General features: G+C 52.9%; 16 protein-coding genes. 5 read left to right on the forward strand and 11 right to left on the reverse strand.

What is annotated here, in order from left to right:
• Positions 1 to 96 precede the first annotated feature (96 nt).
• The 6 genes from DFP98_RS28320 to DFP98_RS28345 all read right to left on the reverse strand — a co-directional run bounded on the left by DFP98_RS28320 (position 97) and on the right by DFP98_RS28345 (position 6,492).
• Positions 97 to 996 carry an alpha/beta hydrolase fold domain-containing protein gene (locus DFP98_RS28320; protein ID WP_116064002.1) on the reverse strand — a complete coding sequence of 300 codons (900 nt, stop codon included), beginning with the start codon at positions 994 to 996 and terminating at the stop codon, positions 97 to 99.
• A gap of 239 nt (positions 997 to 1,235) precedes the next feature.
• A complete protein-coding gene (locus DFP98_RS28325) occupies positions 1,236 to 2,426 on the reverse strand; it encodes a trans-sulfuration enzyme family protein (RefSeq protein ID WP_116064003.1) in 1,191 nt (396 codons plus the stop codon).
• A gap of 48 nt (positions 2,427 to 2,474) precedes the next feature.
• Positions 2,475 to 3,311: a carbohydrate ABC transporter permease gene (locus DFP98_RS28330; protein ID WP_116064004.1), complete on the reverse strand. Its 837-nt coding sequence runs from the start codon at positions 3,309 to 3,311 to the stop codon at positions 2,475 to 2,477.
• Positions 3,311 to 4,195, reverse strand: a complete 885-nt coding sequence (locus tag DFP98_RS28335; RefSeq protein ID WP_116064005.1) for a carbohydrate ABC transporter permease — start codon at positions 4,193 to 4,195, stop codon at positions 3,311 to 3,313. The genes DFP98_RS28330 and DFP98_RS28335 overlap by 1 nt, the downstream gene beginning before the upstream one ends.
• Before the next feature lie 81 nt (positions 4,196 to 4,276).
• Positions 4,277 to 5,653: an ABC transporter substrate-binding protein gene (locus DFP98_RS28340; RefSeq protein WP_116064006.1), complete on the reverse strand. Its 1,377-nt coding sequence runs from the start codon at positions 5,651 to 5,653 to the stop codon at positions 4,277 to 4,279.
• Positions 5,654 to 5,787: 134 nt separating this feature from the next.
• A complete protein-coding gene (locus tag DFP98_RS28345; protein WP_181917993.1) occupies positions 5,788 to 6,492 on the reverse strand; it encodes a FadR/GntR family transcriptional regulator in 705 nt (234 codons plus the stop codon).
• Between the two features lie 191 nt (positions 6,493 to 6,683).
• Between DFP98_RS28345 and DFP98_RS28350 the strand changes: the two genes are divergently transcribed.
• Positions 6,684 to 7,685 carry a glycoside hydrolase family protein gene (locus tag DFP98_RS28350; RefSeq protein WP_116064008.1) on the forward strand — a complete coding sequence of 334 codons (1,002 nt, stop codon included), beginning with the start codon at positions 6,684 to 6,686 and terminating at the stop codon, positions 7,683 to 7,685.
• Between the two features lie 423 nt (positions 7,686 to 8,108).
• Here DFP98_RS28350 and DFP98_RS28355 read toward each other — a convergent pair whose 3' ends face one another.
• Together DFP98_RS28355 and DFP98_RS28360 are read right to left on the reverse strand one after the other, a co-directional pair.
• Positions 8,109 to 8,864, reverse strand: coding sequence for a class I SAM-dependent methyltransferase (locus DFP98_RS28355; RefSeq protein WP_116064009.1), 756 nt, complete (start codon positions 8,862 to 8,864; stop codon positions 8,109 to 8,111).
• Positions 8,857 to 9,246 carry a VOC family protein gene (locus DFP98_RS28360; protein ID WP_116064010.1) on the reverse strand — a complete coding sequence of 130 codons (390 nt, stop codon included), beginning with the start codon at positions 9,244 to 9,246 and terminating at the stop codon, positions 8,857 to 8,859. The genes DFP98_RS28355 and DFP98_RS28360 overlap by 8 nt, the downstream gene beginning before the upstream one ends.
• 255 nt (positions 9,247 to 9,501) lie before the next feature.
• Here DFP98_RS28360 and DFP98_RS28365 point away from each other — a divergent pair, with 255 nt between their 5' ends.
• Positions 9,502 to 10,254 carry a 3'-5' exonuclease gene (locus DFP98_RS28365; protein ID WP_116064011.1) on the forward strand — a complete coding sequence of 251 codons (753 nt, stop codon included), beginning with the start codon at positions 9,502 to 9,504 and terminating at the stop codon, positions 10,252 to 10,254.
• Positions 10,255 to 10,645: 391 nt separating this feature from the next.
• On the opposite strand, the gene DFP98_RS28370 is transcribed toward DFP98_RS28365, so the two are convergent.
• Together DFP98_RS28370 and DFP98_RS28375 are read right to left on the reverse strand one after the other, a co-directional pair.
• Positions 10,646 to 11,716: a hypothetical protein gene (locus tag DFP98_RS28370; protein WP_116064012.1), complete on the reverse strand. Its 1,071-nt coding sequence runs from the start codon at positions 11,714 to 11,716 to the stop codon at positions 10,646 to 10,648.
• A gap of 179 nt (positions 11,717 to 11,895) precedes the next feature.
• Complete coding sequence (locus DFP98_RS28375) at positions 11,896 to 12,507, reverse strand: M15 family metallopeptidase (protein ID WP_116064034.1); 612 nt, start codon at positions 12,505 to 12,507, stop codon at positions 11,896 to 11,898.
• A 227-nt stretch (positions 12,508 to 12,734) separates the two neighbouring features.
• On the opposite strand from DFP98_RS28375, the gene fabV reads away from it, so the two are divergent.
• The 3 genes from fabV (at position 12,735) to DFP98_RS28390 (ending at position 16,490) form a co-directional block, all read left to right on the forward strand.
• A complete protein-coding gene (gene fabV, locus DFP98_RS28380) occupies positions 12,735 to 13,934 on the forward strand; it encodes an enoyl-ACP reductase FabV (protein ID WP_116064013.1) in 1,200 nt (399 codons plus the stop codon).
• A gap of 147 nt (positions 13,935 to 14,081) precedes the next feature.
• On the forward strand, positions 14,082 to 14,378 hold the full coding sequence (locus tag DFP98_RS28385; protein ID WP_220377182.1) for an STAS domain-containing protein: 297 nt from the start codon (positions 14,082 to 14,084) through the stop codon (positions 14,376 to 14,378).
• Between the two features lie 30 nt (positions 14,379 to 14,408).
• Positions 14,409 to 16,490: a sensor domain-containing protein gene (locus tag DFP98_RS28390; protein WP_116064015.1), complete on the forward strand. Its 2,082-nt coding sequence runs from the start codon at positions 14,409 to 14,411 to the stop codon at positions 16,488 to 16,490.
• Positions 16,491 to 16,683: 193 nt separating this feature from the next.
• On the opposite strand, the gene murI is transcribed toward DFP98_RS28390, so the two are convergent.
• Positions 16,684 to 17,460, reverse strand: coding sequence for a glutamate racemase (gene murI / locus DFP98_RS28395; RefSeq protein WP_116064016.1), 777 nt, complete (start codon positions 17,458 to 17,460; stop codon positions 16,684 to 16,686).
• Positions 17,461 to 17,584 lie beyond the last annotated feature (124 nt).

A 17,584-nucleotide genomic window follows, 5' to 3' on the forward strand; every position in this document is an offset into this window, starting at 1 on the left:
TTATGTTAGTCCGCAATGAGATTATATCATGATCCCCGGTATGGAAAGCATTCAAACCTCCTGACGCGCCAAAAGAGACTGTTCCATTTCCCTTACTCATACTGCCGCAAAAAAAGCTTGCAGCTCCCGCACCAAATATTTTTCGCAATCTTTGCAATATGCCTCCTGCTCGGGATTCTGGCGGGCATCGCCTGCCGGATAATCCGAACGGTTTACTTCCAGAAAACCGTGTAACGCCTCCGGGTATTCCTTTATTTTTACAGGGACTGCCCGATCTATCAGGCGCTTTGCGTAGGCTATTCCCATTGGCTTTAATTCATCCGGCCCGCACAAAACAAATAGGGCCGGACTCAGTCCCGACAGTTCTTCATCCTTCGCACGCAATGGCGAAATGTATCTATGTTCGTTTCCGCCTTTCGGAAAGAAAAGGCGCGTGATTACGCTCATCAGATCGTCCGGCTTATCCGGATCTGCCGTTATATCCGTACAAGGATAGACTAACATCTGGCAAGCCAATTTGATGCCATCCTCTTTTAACATCATAGCTGCCCCTGCCGCCAGATGAGCGCCTGCGCTATGTCCCCCAACGGCCATTTTTTCGGGATCTATGCCATACTGATCCGCATTCGTAACAAAGTACTTTACGGTATCCGACACCTCTTCCGTAGCATAAGGAAAAGGCTCTTCGTCGGCTTTTGTATAATTCACGTTGACTACGAAAGCCGGAATTTCATTCGCAATCATCTGACAAAAGCTCTCCATGAACACAGCATCGCCGCCAACCCATGCACCGCCATGCATATTAAACAGAACAGGCAATTTATCCGGTACCGTATTCGTTAACGGTCGATACAAAATCGTATGTATCCCCTTCTTTTGCGAGCGGGGGACTACAAACCTTTCCCCGATCGTTTTCTGCATCGCATATTCCCTACGCGCTGCCCGAGCGGCTTCGATACTCCGTGCGAATGCATCTTCGAAAGATGATTGCTGCATCTACGTTCCTCCTTAAGATTCTATCCAAAGCTATCCCTGCATTTTCATTTCTATCATAGCGTAGCGACCCGGGGCAAGTACCCGTCTTCGAACATTGCCAAGCTCGTTCAAATAACATACCGATAATGCGCAATAACGCTCGCGGCAAGCACCGCGAGCGTTATTGCGTTTTTCCGTATCATCGATTACTTACGAGACAGTCCCTTGCATTATACGACGATGTTTGCTGCGCACTTCATTCACAGCTCGTTCAACGCGCGCTGCAAATCTTCCATTAGATCGTCGATATCCTCTAACCCGACGGATATGCGAATCGTTCGTTCAAGTCTCGTTTCCCATTCGGTTCGAGTGGTCTGCTCCGGATGGATGCTTAGACCCGGGGAATAAATCAAGCTCTCGAAGCCGCCCCAGCTCACGCCGATCTGGAATAGCCGCAGACTGTTCATCAAGCGCTTGACCGCTGCCGCGCCTCCGTGCATTTCGAAGCTGAACAGCCCCGTCATATCGCTGAACTGTCGCACGGCCAGCTCATGCTGTTCATGCTGTTCGAGCAGCGGCAAATTGACACGGGCCACCTGAGGATGCTGGTTTAGCATAAGAGCGATCCGGCCGGCCGATTCGGCATGCTGCTTCATTCGAACGCCGAACGTCTTTAGCCCTCGCGTCAGCAGCCAGGATTCAAGCGGGGCCAAGGAAGCGCCAAGCAGCACGGCGTCGTTTTTCGACAGCTCGTCGATCCATGCTTGGGTCGAAATCACAACGCCGGCGGTTACGTCGCTGTGGCCGGACAAATATTTGGATGCGGAATGAATGACGATATCGATGCCCCACTCGATCGGCCGCAGCGTGGCCGGCGTCGCGCAGGTGTTGTCCATGATTGTCAGCAACCCGTGTTCTTTGGCGATCTCGACGACAGCGGGAATATCGAATACGTCCATAAAAAACGTAGAATAACCCTCGCAGTACAGCAGCTTCGTGTTCGGTTTGATGGCGGCGCGAACTTGATCAAGCTGCCTGAAATCGACAAAGTCGGCCGTTATGCCAAACTTGATCAGAAACGTCTGAAACAGCTGGTACGTTCCGTTATAGATCGGGTAGCCGCATACGACATGATCGCCTTGGCGCAAGCAATGCAGCAGCGTGGAGGAAATCGCCGCCATGCCGGAAGCGAACAGCTTCGCCGCTTCGCCTTTCTCCAAAGCGGCGAGCTTCTTCTCCGCGATTTGCTGCGTGGGATTGGATACTCGCGAGTAATAATAAGTCTCGTCCTGAAACTGCGAGCGTTGGAAAGCTTCATAAGATTCGAACGAAAATAATGTATTAATGAACACGGGCGGAACAACCGCGCCATGGAACGATTCGTCCCCGTAATGGGTAAGCATCGTTTGGCTTCCGGCGTCTTTCGTTTCTTTTCTTGATAGTATGCGCATCTTGTTTTCTCCACCTTCTGCCTCTATCTGATCTACCAATACCCGGCCTTACCCTTTTACGGCCCCGTCGGTCAGCCCCTCTACAACGAACCGCTGAACGATGGCAAACATGATTAAGGAAGGAATAAGCGCCATAACCGCGCCCGCCGTCATCACTCCCCAATTGATATCATAGCTTTGCACGAACATGGACAGACCGACGGGAATCGTTTTGAACTCGTCGCTGCTGATAAACATGATCGCGCAGAGGAGCTCGTTCCAGGCCCCGATAAAAGCAAATACGAACGTGGCTACGATGCCGGGAAGCATAATCGGCAAGACGATCCGGAAGAGCGCCCCTAGCTTGCTGCAGCCGTCGATCAACGCCGCTTCCTCCAGGTCGACCGGAATCCGGTCGAAGAAGCTGCGCATCAGAATCAGGCAGAAGGGAATATTCCCCACGATGTAAATAATGATCAAACCGCTCAGACTGTTCATGAGACCGACTTTGCTGAACAAAATCGCCGTCGGAATCATCACCAGAACGCCGGGAATCATTTGCGTAAGCAGCAATCCGTATACTGCGGCTGTTTTCGCCTTGAACTTGTAGCGCGCCAGCGCATAGCCGCCCAGAATCGCAAAGCAAGTCGTGAACAAGCCGGTTCCGATCGAGACGAGTACGCTATTCTTCAAGAAAACGTCGAAATTCGAGGCCGACCACAGCACCCTGTAATTGTCCAGCGTGAAATGCTTGGGCCAATATTGAATGTCCGTCGTCAAAATGTCCATGCGCGGTTTGACCGATGTAATAAACAGCCAGTAAAAAGGCAGCAGCACCATGAGCAAGTAAAAAACCAGAATGACAATACGGAGAATCGGCAGAGCGGCGCGTTGGTTTCTTGTCATCAGAAATTACCCGCCTTCTCGAATTTGGTTACCTTCATGAACAAGTAACAGAACAGGATCAGGAGCGCCATGAAAAACAATCCGATTGCCGATGCTTGTCCGTAATCCAAGGTGGCATAAGCCTTCATGAACATATAGGAAGATAGAATATTGGAGGAATTCGCCGGTCCGCCCGCCGTCATAATATAGATAAGATCAGCCGAAGCAAATACCCATATCGTTCTGAGCAATAAAGTCAGGATGATCGTTTGCTTAATATAGCTGAACGTAATATGCCAAAATTTGGACCATATCCCCGCTCCGTCGATATCGGCGGCTTCGTACAAATCCTCCGGTATGGACTGCATGGCCGCCAGAAGCATAATGGCAAAGAAAGGGATGCCGTACCAGGTCATCGTTAAAATAACGGTGAACAAGGCAAGCTGGGGATCGGACAGAAAGTAAATCTTGTCGTCGATAATCCCCCATTTAAGCAGCAGGTCGTTGACCGGACCATATTCCGCGTTTAATAGCCAACGAAAGGTTAGTCCGACGACGAACGAGGATACCGCCCATGGAAGGAACACGATCGCTTGATACAGGTTTCGTCCCGGAAACGGTTTCCGCAGCGCCAATGCCAGAATGAATCCAAGCACGAATTGGCCCCCGACGGTAACTACGACCCAAATGAAGGAATTGCGTAAAATCATGCCGAAATTGGCATCCGAAAACACGGCTTTGAAATTATCCAATCCATTAAAGCCAATATCGTTCGGCGCAGTCAGTTTATAGCTTTGAAACGCGTACAGGAAAGAGCTGAGCAAGGGGTACAGAAGGAAGATCATCAGCAATAGAAAGCTCGGCGCTAACATGAGGTAAGGCTCTTTCGAGTTCAAACGTTTCATTAAGAGAAATCCTCCTTACCGTTCTTGAATAAGAGCAACAGGGAAAATCGCTTTTCCCTGCTCCTCTCCGATTGAAAGCTCTTATTTCATGTCCGGCTTGATGACGCGAGGCAGCGGCACTTCCGGATGTTCCTTCATATACTTCTGCTGCGCGTTCGTCAGGAAATCGCCCAATTTCTTCAACGTTTCCTCAGCCGACTGATTGTTCAGCAGGTACTTCTGCACCTCGGCGTCCATAATGCTTTCGCGGAATTCGCCAAGCTCGGGGAAATTGCCCAGGTCGGCCACCAGATAGCTGTCCGGATCGTCCAGCGTATCGATAAAGCCCTGCATTGGCCCTTCCTTCGTCGTCGCGTCCTCAGCCCCGCTCTTGAAGATCGGAATCATCGTCAGCGTATTGGAATATTTCAGGTTGTTTTCCGGCGTAGACAGAAACTCGATAAACTTCCAGGCGGCTTCCTTGTGTTTGGAATCGGCCGAGACGCTGTAGCCCCACGTTGCGGAAGCGCCGATGTAACGTTTGCCGTCATCGCCTTTCGGATAAGGAATAACGGTCCAGCTCTCGTCCGGCATGGAAGCTTTAGCTGTGGCGATAACTTCCGTCGTTTGGTTCAAGATGCCGCTGACGCCGGAGGTAAAGCCCTGCACCATCTCTTGATATCCCCAGTTGATCGAATCCTTCGGCGCATAGCCTTTTTTGTACATATCCGTAAATCGAACGAACGCTTCAAGCGCCTCCGGGCGGTGCAATACGGAAGTGCCGTCCTTCTCGTACGTTTCTCCGCCTGTAACCGCCGTAATGTAAGCGAAGATTTGGTCAAAGCCGGCGCGTGCGCCGCGATAAGCCCAGCCGTAGCGGTTTTTGGACGAATCCGTCAGCTTCTCTGCAGAAGCGAACAGCTCATCCCATGTCGTCGGAAGCGGCAGATTGGCTTCCTCGAACCAGTCTTTGCGAACGAACAGAGCGGCCGACATCAGGGCGTCAGGCATATAATAGATGTCGTTGTAGACTTTGCGCTGCTGCTCTTCCATCGTGATTCCGCTTACAAACGAAGTAAGCTTATCTTTGTTCGACCACGCGTCGTAATTGGAGGTGATCGGCTCCAAGTAGCCGGCGGGAACGAAGGTGTTCAACCAAGCCGGATACATATTGACGACGTCCGGCATCGTTTTGCTAGCCCCCTGCATCGCCAGCTTATTGAAGGCCTGATCCCAAGGAACCGTCTCCAATTTCACCTTAATGTTCGGGTTCGCTTGTTCGAATGCCGCTATGACTTCGTTAAAATACTTCGTACGCTCCGGCGAAGGCGAAACGTCGACGAAGCTGATCTCCTCTTTCTTGCCTTCCGGACTACCGCTGGCGTTCTCCTTGTTCGTTCCTTCGGAATTGGACGAGGAGCATGCGCTGCTCACAAGCATTAGTCCGGCCAATAATCCGATTGCCCATTTTTTCGACATACATTTATTCCCCCTTATGAGTTATGGCGAAGCAGCTTGCGGATTGTTTAACTCACCTCCACCAAAAGTTAACTGAAGCGCATAACCCTCTCCCATTTTGGATAGTTGTCTGACCAATTATGTCAGAAGAGGGGCTACCCTCCAATTCTTTTCAGATCCTCTCGCATAATTTCAAAGTGCTTGCTGATCAGCTTAGTCGCTTTCTTGACATCGCCAAGCTTCATCGCTTCGTAGATCAGCCGGTGCAGCGGTTCCGTTTCCCTGCCGAACACGTTCATATCCAGCCCTTCGATAACGCGATCCGCCCACAACGAATCGATTTCCTTGATGGATTTGAATAAGTTGAGCATGAGTCGGTTATCGGAGCCTTCGTACAACGCAAGGTGGAACAGATAGTCTTCTTTGCGCGGGATCTCGCCTTTATTCCGTCTGCGGTCGTACTCGTCGACGATTTCCCCAAGCTTGTCCAGGTACAGCGATTGACCGCTGCCGACGATTTGCTCGATCGCGTGCTTCTCCATCAGCTCCCGCAAGTCGATGACTTCGAGCAACGCTTTCTTCTCCATAGAAAACTTAAGCGTGAAGTTCTCCATCTCCGTCAAAATCGTTTTCTCCGCGCGCAAGTACATCCCGCTGCCAGGTTTGATTTCAATGACGCCGAAGCTTTCGAGCTTCTTCATCGCTTCGCGGAAAGACGGGCGACTGATTTGGAACTGCTCGCAAAAGAAACGCTCCGTAGGCAGTCGGTCCCCTACGGCGTATCCCTTCTGCTCTATAAATTTAAGTACTTCATCCGTTATTGATTCGTGCAGCTTTTGTCTCTTTAACGACTTCAGCATACTCATCTCTCCAAACGATAACTAGTAAGTTGTCTGACCAATTAATCGAATTGTACAATCTACTGAAACCGCTGTCAACACTAAAAAAAGAAAAAAATTAATCGCTTGAAAGTTTCGAAATCAGCCGTTATGATGAGAACCATTGCCTCACAACCCATGCAGTGACAGTCCACATAACGAGGGAAGGCGTGATGAATTTGGGCACTAAATATCTGGATGGCAGACCGGAAGCACGGCTGACGATCCCTGCCGAAGATCAAGGAATCGTATTGCGGAGAGGCGGCTTGGAGCTGGATGGTTACGGCATCCGCGAGCCTCTGGTCTTCGAGTGCGACGGCACTTATTTTATGCATTACGATGCGTCCGACGACAAAACCGGCTGGAGAAATTATCTCGCGACGAGCAAAGACCTCATCCACTGGGAGAAAAAGGGCGTTATTCTCGAATTGGGCAAGGAAGGGGAAGACGATTCCAGCTGTGCGGTATACGGCGTTACCTACTTCGAGGACGGCGTATGGCATATGTTCTACATCGGCTCCGACTACCGTCGCGAGCACCCTTACGATATTCCCGATTTCCCCTATGTCACGATGAAAGCGAAGTCCGATTCTCCATACGGACCTTGGGTTAAACAGAATATCGTTCCGTTCCGGATGAAGGAGAATACGTACTACAGCACCACCGCAAGCTCGGGAGCGATCGTCAAAGACGGGGACGAATATTTGCAATTTTTCAGCGCTTCCGTGTTGGACGAAAACAACATCACGAAGCGTACGTTAGGCATTGCCCGCACGAAGGATTTGGACAAAGAGTGGACGGTAGACCCCGAGCCCCTATTCCCTCTCGAGGAGCAGATCGAGAACAGCTCGGTGTTCTACGAGGAAGAGACCGGGACCTGGTTCTTGTTTACCAACCATGTCGGTCTGAACGAAATCAAAGAATACACAGATGCGATCTGGGTATATTGGACGAAGGATATTCAGAAATGGAATGTCGACGATAAAGCGCTCGTGCTCGACGGCAGCATGTGCACCTGGTCGAAATCCGTCATCGGCGCGCCCTGCGTATTCCGCAAAGGGGACAAACTGGCCGTTTACTACGATGGCGTCGAGGGCGACAGCTTCCACCATTTTCACCGCGATATCGGCGTAGCCTGGCTGAATTTGCCGATCGCTATTCCGCACGAGGGCTAATTTTTCTACAGTAGGGGCAGTTCCGTATACCAACCAAGTTACGGTGAAAGATAATCGATATAAGGTGCAAGGAGGATGTACCTCCTTCCCATGCTATACACTCCTGAAATCTGAATTGGGAAATTCGTGTTAAGGTGATTTCAGGAGCGTATGCGCAGTCTACAGGCTAATCATGACCCACAACGTTTCCAACTGATTGGAAATAGAGCCTTTATGGCGGCTCTATTTGCACACATGAGTTTAACGCGGTAGAAGGTAGTCGAAAAATCGTACAAAGCAACTCAATTTCGACTCAAACGACGAACGTTTATTCGAAATATCGTACAAAGCAACTCAGTTCAGGCTCAAACGACGAACCTTTGTAAGAAAAACCGTATAAATAGACCCATATCAGAGGTATCCCCAGACAAACGGGGACGACTCTTATACCTCGCCCCAGTAAATTTCGGTTTCGTAATCGAAATTGACCGTACCGCTCTCCTGATTGCGATCGAACAGCTCGCGAAGCTCGCGCATCATCGGCTCATAGCCGGGATGGCCGGGCTGAGGAGCATAAGAGGAAGATAACAATCGTCCCGCCACTCCATCGAAGTCGAACACCTGGCGGTTGCGGAATCGCGCTTCTTTAAGCCCGCCCGGCTTGAAAAAGTCGACCAACATGTCGCGGGAAATGTTGCGATGGTTGACCTGCCCGTAGTCGGTTCCGAGATTTTGCAGCAACCGCTCGTACTCTTCGAGAAAAGGCGTTCCCCCTGTAAGCCGGGTGTTCCACACGAGAATCGCTTTACCGCCCGGCCGCAGCACCCTGCCGAACTCGCGCTTGGCCGCCGCCCGATCAAACCAATGAAATGCCTGCGCAGCAACGATAAAATCGTATGAAGCATCCGTAAGGCCCGTCTCCTCCGCCGCCCCTGGAACGGCCTTGAAGCGAGGATTGTCCTGCGATGCCGCCAATGCCGCCTCCCTCATTGCCTCGTTCGGCTCTGCCGCCGTTACGCGACTGCCTCTGTCGAGCAGCAATCTAGAGAAGATGCCTGTTCCTGCGCCAACATCCAGCACCTCCGACTCTGCCGTTAATCCAACCGTGTCGTACAAGTAGTCGATCGCTTCCGCCGGATAGCTCGGCCGGTACTTCGTATAGGTATCGACTCGGTTAGAAAACCTCTCTTTGCTATTCATCTCCGCGTTTCCCCCATTCCAGAAATTCGATCCGATTACCGAACGGATCGTTAATGTACGTCCGCCGAACGTTCTCCGCATCCCTAGCATCGTCGGGAATAACCGGCACGCCTCTTTCTTCCAAATGCGCGATCAACTCGTCCAGCCCGGCTACCTCGAACGCCGGATGAGCCTTGGCAGCCGGGACGAAATCCTGCTGCACGCCGATGTGCACTTGATGAACGCCGCATTGAAACCAAACGCCGCCCCGTGCGCGCAAGCTGTCAGGCTTGGCAATCTCCGGCCAGCCGAGCACTCCGCCAAAGAATGCCCGAGCCCCTGGCTCGCAGCCCTCATACGCGGCCAGCTGCACATGATCCACTCCACGAAAAACAAACGTCATGGCGCTCGCCCCTCTCGCCAAGTTTCACACGATGAAACTTAGTTTCATTTTATGTGAAAATTATATCTCATGAACTGCTGGAAATCCAGACCTACTTCCGCTTATTCCCGTAAGACTTCATCTGAACGCCCTAAGTCTGAACTCGTGCTCTACCTCTGCGTCCTGCGCATTAGCCTGCTCTTGTCCAATAAAACGAGCGAAGCGGCCGCATTTTTGATAAAATGAGAACGCGAATGAGAGAGCGAGGGTTGGAACGTGGATTACATTATTCTCGACATTGAATTTAACGGGCGAAAGTTCGCCAGCGACCTGCCGATGGAGGTAATCGAGATCGGAGCGGTGCGGCTGGACGAGTCGCTGAAGATCGTGAACGAATTTTCGTCGCTGATCAAGCCGGTATACTTCCCCAAGCTGAACAACTTTATCAAGAAAAAAACGGGCATCCCGCAGGATGAGCTCGATATCGCGCCGGGATTTCCCCCTGTCATCGCGGAATTCGAGAAGTGGCTCGGCAGTCCGGACTCGTTCCTGCTGTTTACCTGGGGCGGAGAGGATATTAAGCGCATCGTATTCGATACGCGGATGCACAAGCTGAACGAAGCCTACTGGACGGGTCTGCATTACTTCGATCTGCTGAAAGGCTACTTGCGCTACAAAAAGGTCACAAACGATGTCAGCGTCGAAGCGGCGCTGCTCGATCTGGGAATCGCTCCCGAAGGCTCTGCCCACCGCGCCCTCGACGACGCTCGGATGACGGCCGAAGTATTCCGCAAAATCGCCGCCGACCTGGACTTGAGCTTGAAGCAGCAGTATAAGGACCAGTTCTCCAATTCTAAAGAGCGGCGACTGATTAAAAATGCGGTGCGGACAATGATCTCCCAGAAGAAGCCGCAAACCTGGGAAGCTTTCGTCGAGAGCTATCTAGCCGAAAAAATCCCGCTGACCGATCCCAGAAAAGCGGCCGAGCTGCGCGATTATTTCCATTCCGAGCTGGAGAAGAAGCAATGAACAAAGCAAAAGCGCCTTCGGCGTCTCTGGACGCCGAAGCAGCTTTGCGGAGACAATACGGACAATAAGAGCGCGAAACCTGTAAAAACCGGCACCGAAAGCTATCAATCCATTCGGCTCCAACACAACCCCCGCTCAGCTTCAAGCTCCGGTTTTAGGGAGCGATCTGCTCAATCTGCGGATCTGTTCTGTTCAGCCTAAATCCGCGCAATGTGCTCAACTCGATTCGCTCAGTCGACAGGTTAGATTAAAGCGGAAAAACCGCTTTAAAATACGCGTCGGCCCCTTTCCAAGCCGAACAAAGCGGGTTTTCCGCTTTAATTCCGAAAATTCGCCCGTTTTTCAAAAATAACGAGAGATTTCCGCTTTAAATCGGCGTTTTTCTCCTCATCTACGAGTTTAACGCGGATTTTCCGCTCAAAATCCTCCGCTCGTTCAACTCCTTAACAAAGGCACCCGGCTCATCCACGGCTAAATACAAACACGTTACTCGCTTGGGCAGGAACAACAAGCCATCCGCAGTCACCTCACGGTTCAGCTCGATACGCACGTTGGGCGTGCCCAATACCGGGCCGGCGGCATGCTTCATCTCCTGCGGTTCCGGATTAAACTGGCGAGCTTCCGTTGCTCCGGCGATGGAGTGGAGCGGTATGTCCGCTTGAATGCGAAGTCCGTAGCGCACGCGTAATCGATCTTCTCGCAGGACCAGCGGCTGTAAGACGGAAGCGCGGCAGTCCGCCCAGATCAGCGCCAGCAGCCACAGATCGGCTATCGTCAGCACCCAGGCTGCCGCATGCGACCATTGCGCTACCAGCAGGTGAACGAACACTCCCTCAAACACGATGATTTTGCTTAAAATTGCCGCATATAGCACTTGATTCGTATTTTTGTGATAGGTAAAGCTTGATTCGGTGCCGTTGACCGCCTTCTCTCTGCCTTTCCTCCAAGAGAATAGAAGGTAGTAGACCATGCTAAGGTCATGATGGACAATTGCGGCCAGCTTGCCCCCCACGGTTCCGGTTCTCAGCGCAATGCGCCAAGCCTCCATCGTATCCGTCTCTTCGCGCCTGGCGACCCGATAGCCCCGGATCAGACGGTAAACGACTCTCAACTCATAAGCGACAAAAGCAAGCTCCGCGGCGACAATGACGATCTCGACCGGCCATGCCGTATTCCACACGATGCTCCTGTGTTCCAAAGGCACGATCAGCCAAACTCCGGCCGCTCCCAGCAGCGGCAGCGCCATAACGCCGGCAATCGACCTCCCTTGGCGTCTCAGCACGATAAACCAGTACAGGAACGGAATCGCCAACATAAAGTCGAACATTGCAGCATAGATAAGGACGGGTTCATCATCAACCAGCGCAAGCATGCGCAACGTCGTCAAGTTGGCCGCTACAATCAGGGCAGCCAGCGCCAGAAACAAATAGACGGGACGCCGAATTCCGGTGACGGCCGTCATCGGCGGCCCCTCCAAACCGCTTCTACAAGCCCGGATTCCTTCAAGGAAAATCCTCCCCTTTGGAATAGATATATTCTAATTATACTCGATCCGAAGCCTCGGCAGCGTTGCATATTCGCCAACGACAGCGCGAAAGCCGCCGGAAGATTTCCCGACGGCCCTGTCCATCCAACCGCTCATTATTCCGGCTGAAGCGGCGGACGCCAACCCCGCTGCAATTCCCCGATCGAGTAGCCGAAGTCCATCTGCAAATGCGGATAATCGGGGAACGACTTCCAATCGCCTCCCCACGAAAACCCGAGTTTCTTGGCGATCGACACGACCTCCATCCAATCCGATTTCCCATTGCCGTTGCCGTCGTACTTCAAGTCCCAGATCACATCTCCCCCGGGAATCCGAAGCGCAAAATCGATAGCCAGCCCATAGTTATGATAGGAGCCTCCGCCTTTCACCTGCGTGACAATCGCGCCCTTGTCGCCGCGGCCTTGTCGATAGAGAGCGTTCTGCTCCTCCGTGCTGCGAAAATCGTCGGTAATCACGACTTCGATGCCAAGAGCTTTGCTCTGCGCAACAAGCCGGTCCCGCTTTTCGGCCACCACCGGATGCAGGCCCGTCACAGGAGCCACCTCGCGAAACCACTCGACCGGCAGCAGCCTCTCTATCATTTTGACCTCTAGCAGCACATAGATACCTACGGCGGCCGCAAGCGCGAGCAGCAGCGTTCGTCCCTTTCTGCTCCGCCCCGTCCCGGCTCTCGATCGGACCCGAACGGTTGCAGCCTCCCGGTTCATTGTATTCATATCGTTTTCTGCTCCCATTTTATTTTTTTTCATAGTTTCCCTTACTAGAGTAACCAAACGCGGACGTATTATCCTAAAATTTTTATTAAACTTGCAATTTCTGCGCGAAAAAGATAGAGAGCGATTCGGCGGGTGGCGGTTGCGGAGTTTCCGTTTGCGCGAAAATTCGTTAAAATAGACGTTATGGCAATCGAGCATAGAAGGGAAAACAACGTACAATGATTATCAAACCAAGAACTCGCGGCTTTATATGCACGACCGCGCATCCGCAAGGCTGCGCCGCTCAGGTTCGGCAGCAAATCGACTATGTTCGGAAACAACCGGCGATTCAAGGCCCACGCAACGCGCTCGTGATCGGCGCATCGGCAGGCTACGGCCTTGCCGCGCGTATCGCTGCCGCCTTCGGGGCGAGCGCGAATACGATCGGCGTCTATCGGCCGGGCGAACGCTCCGGAGGAAGAACCGCTTCCGCTGGCTGGTACAACTCCGCAGCCTTCGAGACCGCGGCGCAGGAAGCCGGGTTGAAATCGTTCAGCTTGACGGGAGATGCGTTCACGGACGAGACGAAAGCCAGAGCGGTCGAATTGATCCGCAAGGAGCTGGGACAGGTCGATCTGGTGATCTATAGCGTCGCCACTGCGCGCCGGACGAATCCGCGCACGGGCGAGACGTCTACGTCGGTGCTTAAGCCGATCGGACAGTCCTATACGAACAAAACGGTCAACTTCCACGACGGCGAAGTCAGCATGGTTACGCTTGAACCCGCTTCGGAAGAGGAAATTCAGGGTACGGTCGACGTTATGGGCGGAGACGATTGGCAAATGTGGATCGACGCTCTACGGGAGGGGGGCGTATTGGCTCCGAATGCGACGACGATCTCGTATTCCTATATCGGACCGGAGCTGACGCAAGCGATCTATCGTCAAGGTTCGATCGGTCGGGCGAAGGACCATCTCGAAGCGACCGCTAAGCAGCTTCACGAACAGCTGGCGTCTGGCGGCGGACGCGCTTACGTCACGGTCGGCAAAGCGCTCGTCACACAATCCAGCTCGGCCATTCCTGTCGTGCCGCTGTATATCTCCGCTCTGTACAAGGTCATGAAAGAGAAAGGCATTCATGAAGGGTGCATCGAGCAAATGTACCGTTTGTTCGCAGATCGCCTGTATTCTCCAAACGCGAATGAAGTCCCCGTGGACGAAGAAGGCCGCATTCGCATCGACGATTGGGAAATGCGCGAAGACGTTCAACGGGAAGTGGCCGAAATTTGGGGACGGATCGAGACGAGCAACATATACGAGCTGACTGATCTTGAAGGATACCGTCGCGAATTTTTCCAGCTGTTCGGTTTCGAGACCGACGACATCGACTACGAAGCCGACGTCGATCCGAGCGTCGAAGTCCCGAATGTAAGTGCTTAATGAAGCAGCGCGTCGGCTCCCTTTTTGGCGGGAGCCGACGCTTTTTTCGTGCATCCGCCCCTCATTGTGAGAAATGTCACAGATAAAAACTGGAAATTGCTGTACTAGATAGGTATGACCTTTTCCTAATAAATGAGGGATGCGCGAATGTGCTTTGAAATTATCGATCAGCAGGATCGAATTGCCGTCATTCTATCCGGAGCATTCGGCGTTAAAGAAGCAGCTTCGATTCGCCAGCAGCTTTTCCCGCTTATTCATAACGGAGCCGTCGACGTCGTGTTTCATCTGGGCGCCGTAACGGATATCGACAGCGCGGCTATGGGGCTGCTGCTGGCCGTCAAGAGGATCGCGCTCGACCGCCAGACGAACGCCGCTTTTCTCGATGTCCCGGCCGCGCTGCGCGAACGTCTGCAATTGTCAGGAATCCTGCAAGGATCGGCCTAAGCGGGGCAACCTGCAGAGAGGGGCACTACCATGAATCGACACGTAAACTCCCTTAACCCATACGCTAACTCCGAACACCTGGCGCTTTCCTATGCCAGAATTTTTCGCGATTCGCAAGAAGCTATTATGGTTACCGACCGCGATTCCAAAATCGTAAACGTTAATCCCGCTTTTGTCGCGATCACCGGCTACAGCGAAGAGGAGGTCGTCGGACGTACGCCGAGCTTGCTGAAATCGGGCATGCAGGACGCCTTGTTCTACGTGGACATGTGGGCCTCTATTCATCGCGACGGGCGGTGGCAAGGAGAGATCTGGAACCGCAGGAAAAATGGCGAGATCTATCCCGAATGGCTCTCCATCAGCTCGGTCAAGGACGATCAGGGAGAGCTTATCCATTACGTCGCGATGTTCTCGGATATTACGAGCCGCAAAAATACTTTGTCTAAGCTTCGCCTGCACGCACAGGTGTTCAGCAATGCCAATGAAGGCATTATGATCACCGATAATCGGCTTCGTATTCTATCGGTAAATCGAGCCTTCACCGCCGTCACCGGATACTCGGAAGCGGAAGCGATCGGACAATCACCCCGTATGCTGCAATCGGGAAAACAGGACCCTCTGTTTTATGTGCACATGTGGGAAAGAATCCATGCCACCGGCTATTGGCAGGGCGAAATCTGGAATCGGAGAAAAAACGGCGACGTCTATCCCGAATGGCTCTCGATTTCGACGCTGCGGGACGAAACGGGACGAATCACGAATTATATCGGCATGTTCATCGACATCACGGAAAGGAAACAGTCCGAAGAATCTTTGCGGTATTTGGCGCACTTCGACAAGCTGACCGACCTTCCCAACCGAACGCTGCTGCATAAGCTCGTCAAGAAAGCGAACGCCGGTACGGATGCGGATGCGCCGCTGCAAAAGATGGCCGTCTTCTTTATCGACCTTGATCGTTTCAAAACGATTAACGATTCTTTGGGCCACAGCATCGGGGACAAGCTGCTTCAACTGGTTGCGCAGCGGTTCAACATGTCCGTGAACAAGGAAGACATCATTGCGCGTTTCGGCGGGGACGAGTTCATTCTCGTGCAGCGGAACCCTCGCTCGGCCGAAGATGCTCTCGCTTACGCCAATCGACTGATCGCCAATTTGAAGCGGCCGTTCTCCGTTGACGGGCACGAGCTTTACTTAAATGCCAGCATCGGAATCAGCCTTTCCCCCGAGCATGGAGACAGCTTCGAAACGCTCGTCAAACATGCCGATCTGGCCATGTACGAGGCGAAAGTCCAGAAGATCGACTGCCAACTCTTTAACTCGGGCATTAGAGACACGTTCCAACGCAAAATGACGCTCGAGAACGAGCTCCGGCGGGCTATCGATAAAGATCAGCTGCATATCCATTACCAGCCGCAGGTCAACGCATCCACCGGCCAGACGGAAGGGCTGGAAGCTCTGCTGCGATGGTCTCATCCGACGCTCGGCCAGGTGTCTCCCGGGGAGTTCATCCCCATTGCGGAGGAAACCGGCAGCATCATGGACATCGGCAAATGGGTGTTCGCAACCGTCTGCGCCCAACTCAGTCAGTGGCAGGCCGCGGGACTGAAGGTTCCCGTTGTGGCCGTCAACCTGTCTGCGCGGCAATTCATGGCCCCGGATCTCGTCCCGACTATCCGCAGCATCGTCTGCCATGCGCCGTGCTCGCCCGAGCAGCTTGTCCTCGAAATTACCGAAAGCAGCAGCATGCACGATATTGAGTCGGTACTGCCAATTTTACGCGAATTCAAATCGATCGGCTTCCGCATTGCCATCGACGATTTCGGCAAAGGCTACTCGGCGCTTGGATATATGAAGCAATTTCCGATCGACATCCTGAAGATCGATAAGAGCTTCATCCGAGAGCTGACAACCGATACCAAAAGCGCCGTCCTCACGAAAGCGATCATCGATATGGCTCACGGAATGGAGCTTCGCGTAATCGCGGAAGGCGTGGAAACTCCCGAGCAGCTGGCGACGCTGCGCACGATGAATTGCGACATTGTGCAAGGGTTTCTGGTCGATCCGGCCCTGTCTCCGAATGTGCTGGAGTCTCGCTACCTGATCGGAAGCTAAGCGCCGTGCTGAGCGTGCCGATCATGATGATCTATACGGCCAACCGGCTAACCGGCTTAAACTGCGGCGCACTTCGGAAATTCTTAACGGTCAACAAACAGGTCGCCCAGACTCTCTATAGAGATCCGGGCGACCTGTTTTGACAGAAACACAACAATCAGCAAGCCGAACAGAGCGGCACAGTGAATCTATACTACGAATAGTTGTCGCGAAGCCATTGCAGCGCGTTCTGCATCTTAACGATGTATGCCGGGTCGTTGCCGGTGCACATCAGCTTGACTTGCCCGCTCTCCCGACCCGACATGACGCCGTAACGGCTAAGCAGCGAAGCCAATCTTCGGATCGTCCCGGCGTTGCCGTCGACGATTTCGATGTGCGGAGGCAGCACCTCGCGAAGAATGTTGCGATAATATGGATAATGAGTACAACCCAGAACGACGATTCCGTAGCGGTCAAGGTCGTATTCCGCCAGCTTCGTGCGGAAGTAGTCCTCCAGAATCCGCTTGTCGAATTGCAAGTCCTCACAGTAAAGGACAAGTTCCGGAAGAGGCAGCGAATCGACGATTCCTTCATCGTCTACTCGGGAGACGAGCGCGTAATACTTAGGCATGCTCAACGTAAGCGGGGTCGCGAATACGAGAACCCGCTTGCCGGTCGCCCGGTTCATCTCCACCGCCGGCTTCACGGCCGGCTCCATGCCGACGATGGGAATATCGTACCGCTCCCGCAGCTCGGTCACCGCAATGCTTGTCGCCGTGTTGCACGCGACGACGAGCGCCTCGATCCCTTCCCCCATCATCGCCTCTACCGCGTCCAGCACGTAGCCTCTGACTTCCTCCTGAGTCTTCGGACCGTACGGCACGTGCAGCGTATCCGCCATATAGACGTAATCCTGCGCGGGAAGCCGTCTCATAGACTCCTCCAGCACCGTCAGTCCGCCGATTCCCGAATCGAAAAATCCGATAGTCATATGTCATCTCTTATCCTGGTTAGTATAGTTAAAAGAAGTCCCCGGTCGTCCATTCGATAGGACGAATCTTCTTTAAGGATAGCCAGTTTCCGAGCAAAAAACAATCCGGAAGTCGGCCCAAAAG

Source organism: Cohnella phaseoli, assembly GCF_003386235.1.
Classification (GTDB): domain Bacteria; phylum Bacillota; class Bacilli; order Paenibacillales; family Paenibacillaceae; genus Cohnella; species Cohnella phaseoli.

Coding starts and splice junctions, on each gene's coding strand:
- DFP98_RS28320 (WP_116064002.1), bottom strand. CDS start 996: ATGCAGCAATCATCTTTCGAAGATGCATTCGCACGGAGTATCGAAGCC.
- DFP98_RS28325 (WP_116064003.1), bottom strand. CDS start 2,426: ATGCGCATACTATCAAGAAAAGAAACGAAAGACGCCGGAAGCCAAACG.
- DFP98_RS28330 (WP_116064004.1), bottom strand. CDS start 3,311: ATGACAAGAAACCAACGCGCCGCTCTGCCGATTCTCCGTATTGTCATT.
- DFP98_RS28335 (WP_116064005.1), bottom strand. CDS start 4,195: ATGAAACGTTTGAACTCGAAAGAGCCTTACCTCATGTTAGCGCCGAGC.
- DFP98_RS28340 (WP_116064006.1), bottom strand. CDS start 5,653: ATGTCGAAAAAATGGGCAATCGGATTATTGGCCGGACTAATGCTTGTG.
- DFP98_RS28345 (WP_181917993.1), bottom strand. CDS start 6,492: ATGCTGAAGTCGTTAAAGAGACAAAAGCTGCACGAATCAATAACGGAT.
- DFP98_RS28350 (WP_116064008.1), top strand. CDS start 6,684: ATGAATTTGGGCACTAAATATCTGGATGGCAGACCGGAAGCACGGCTG.
- DFP98_RS28355 (WP_116064009.1), bottom strand. CDS start 8,864: ATGAATAGCAAAGAGAGGTTTTCTAACCGAGTCGATACCTATACGAAG.
- DFP98_RS28360 (WP_116064010.1), bottom strand. CDS start 9,246: ATGACGTTTGTTTTTCGTGGAGTGGATCATGTGCAGCTGGCCGCGTAT.
- DFP98_RS28370 (WP_116064012.1), bottom strand. CDS start 11,716: ATGACGGCCGTCACCGGAATTCGGCGTCCCGTCTATTTGTTTCTGGCG.
- DFP98_RS28375 (WP_116064034.1), bottom strand. CDS start 12,507: ATGAACCGGGAGGCTGCAACCGTTCGGGTCCGATCGAGAGCCGGGACG.
- fabV (WP_116064013.1), top strand. CDS start 12,735: ATGATTATCAAACCAAGAACTCGCGGCTTTATATGCACGACCGCGCAT.
- DFP98_RS28385 (WP_220377182.1), top strand. CDS start 14,082: ATGTGCTTTGAAATTATCGATCAGCAGGATCGAATTGCCGTCATTCTA.
- DFP98_RS28390 (WP_116064015.1), top strand. CDS start 14,409: ATGAATCGACACGTAAACTCCCTTAACCCATACGCTAACTCCGAACAC.
- murI (WP_116064016.1), bottom strand. CDS start 17,460: ATGACTATCGGATTTTTCGATTCGGGAATCGGCGGACTGACGGTGCTG.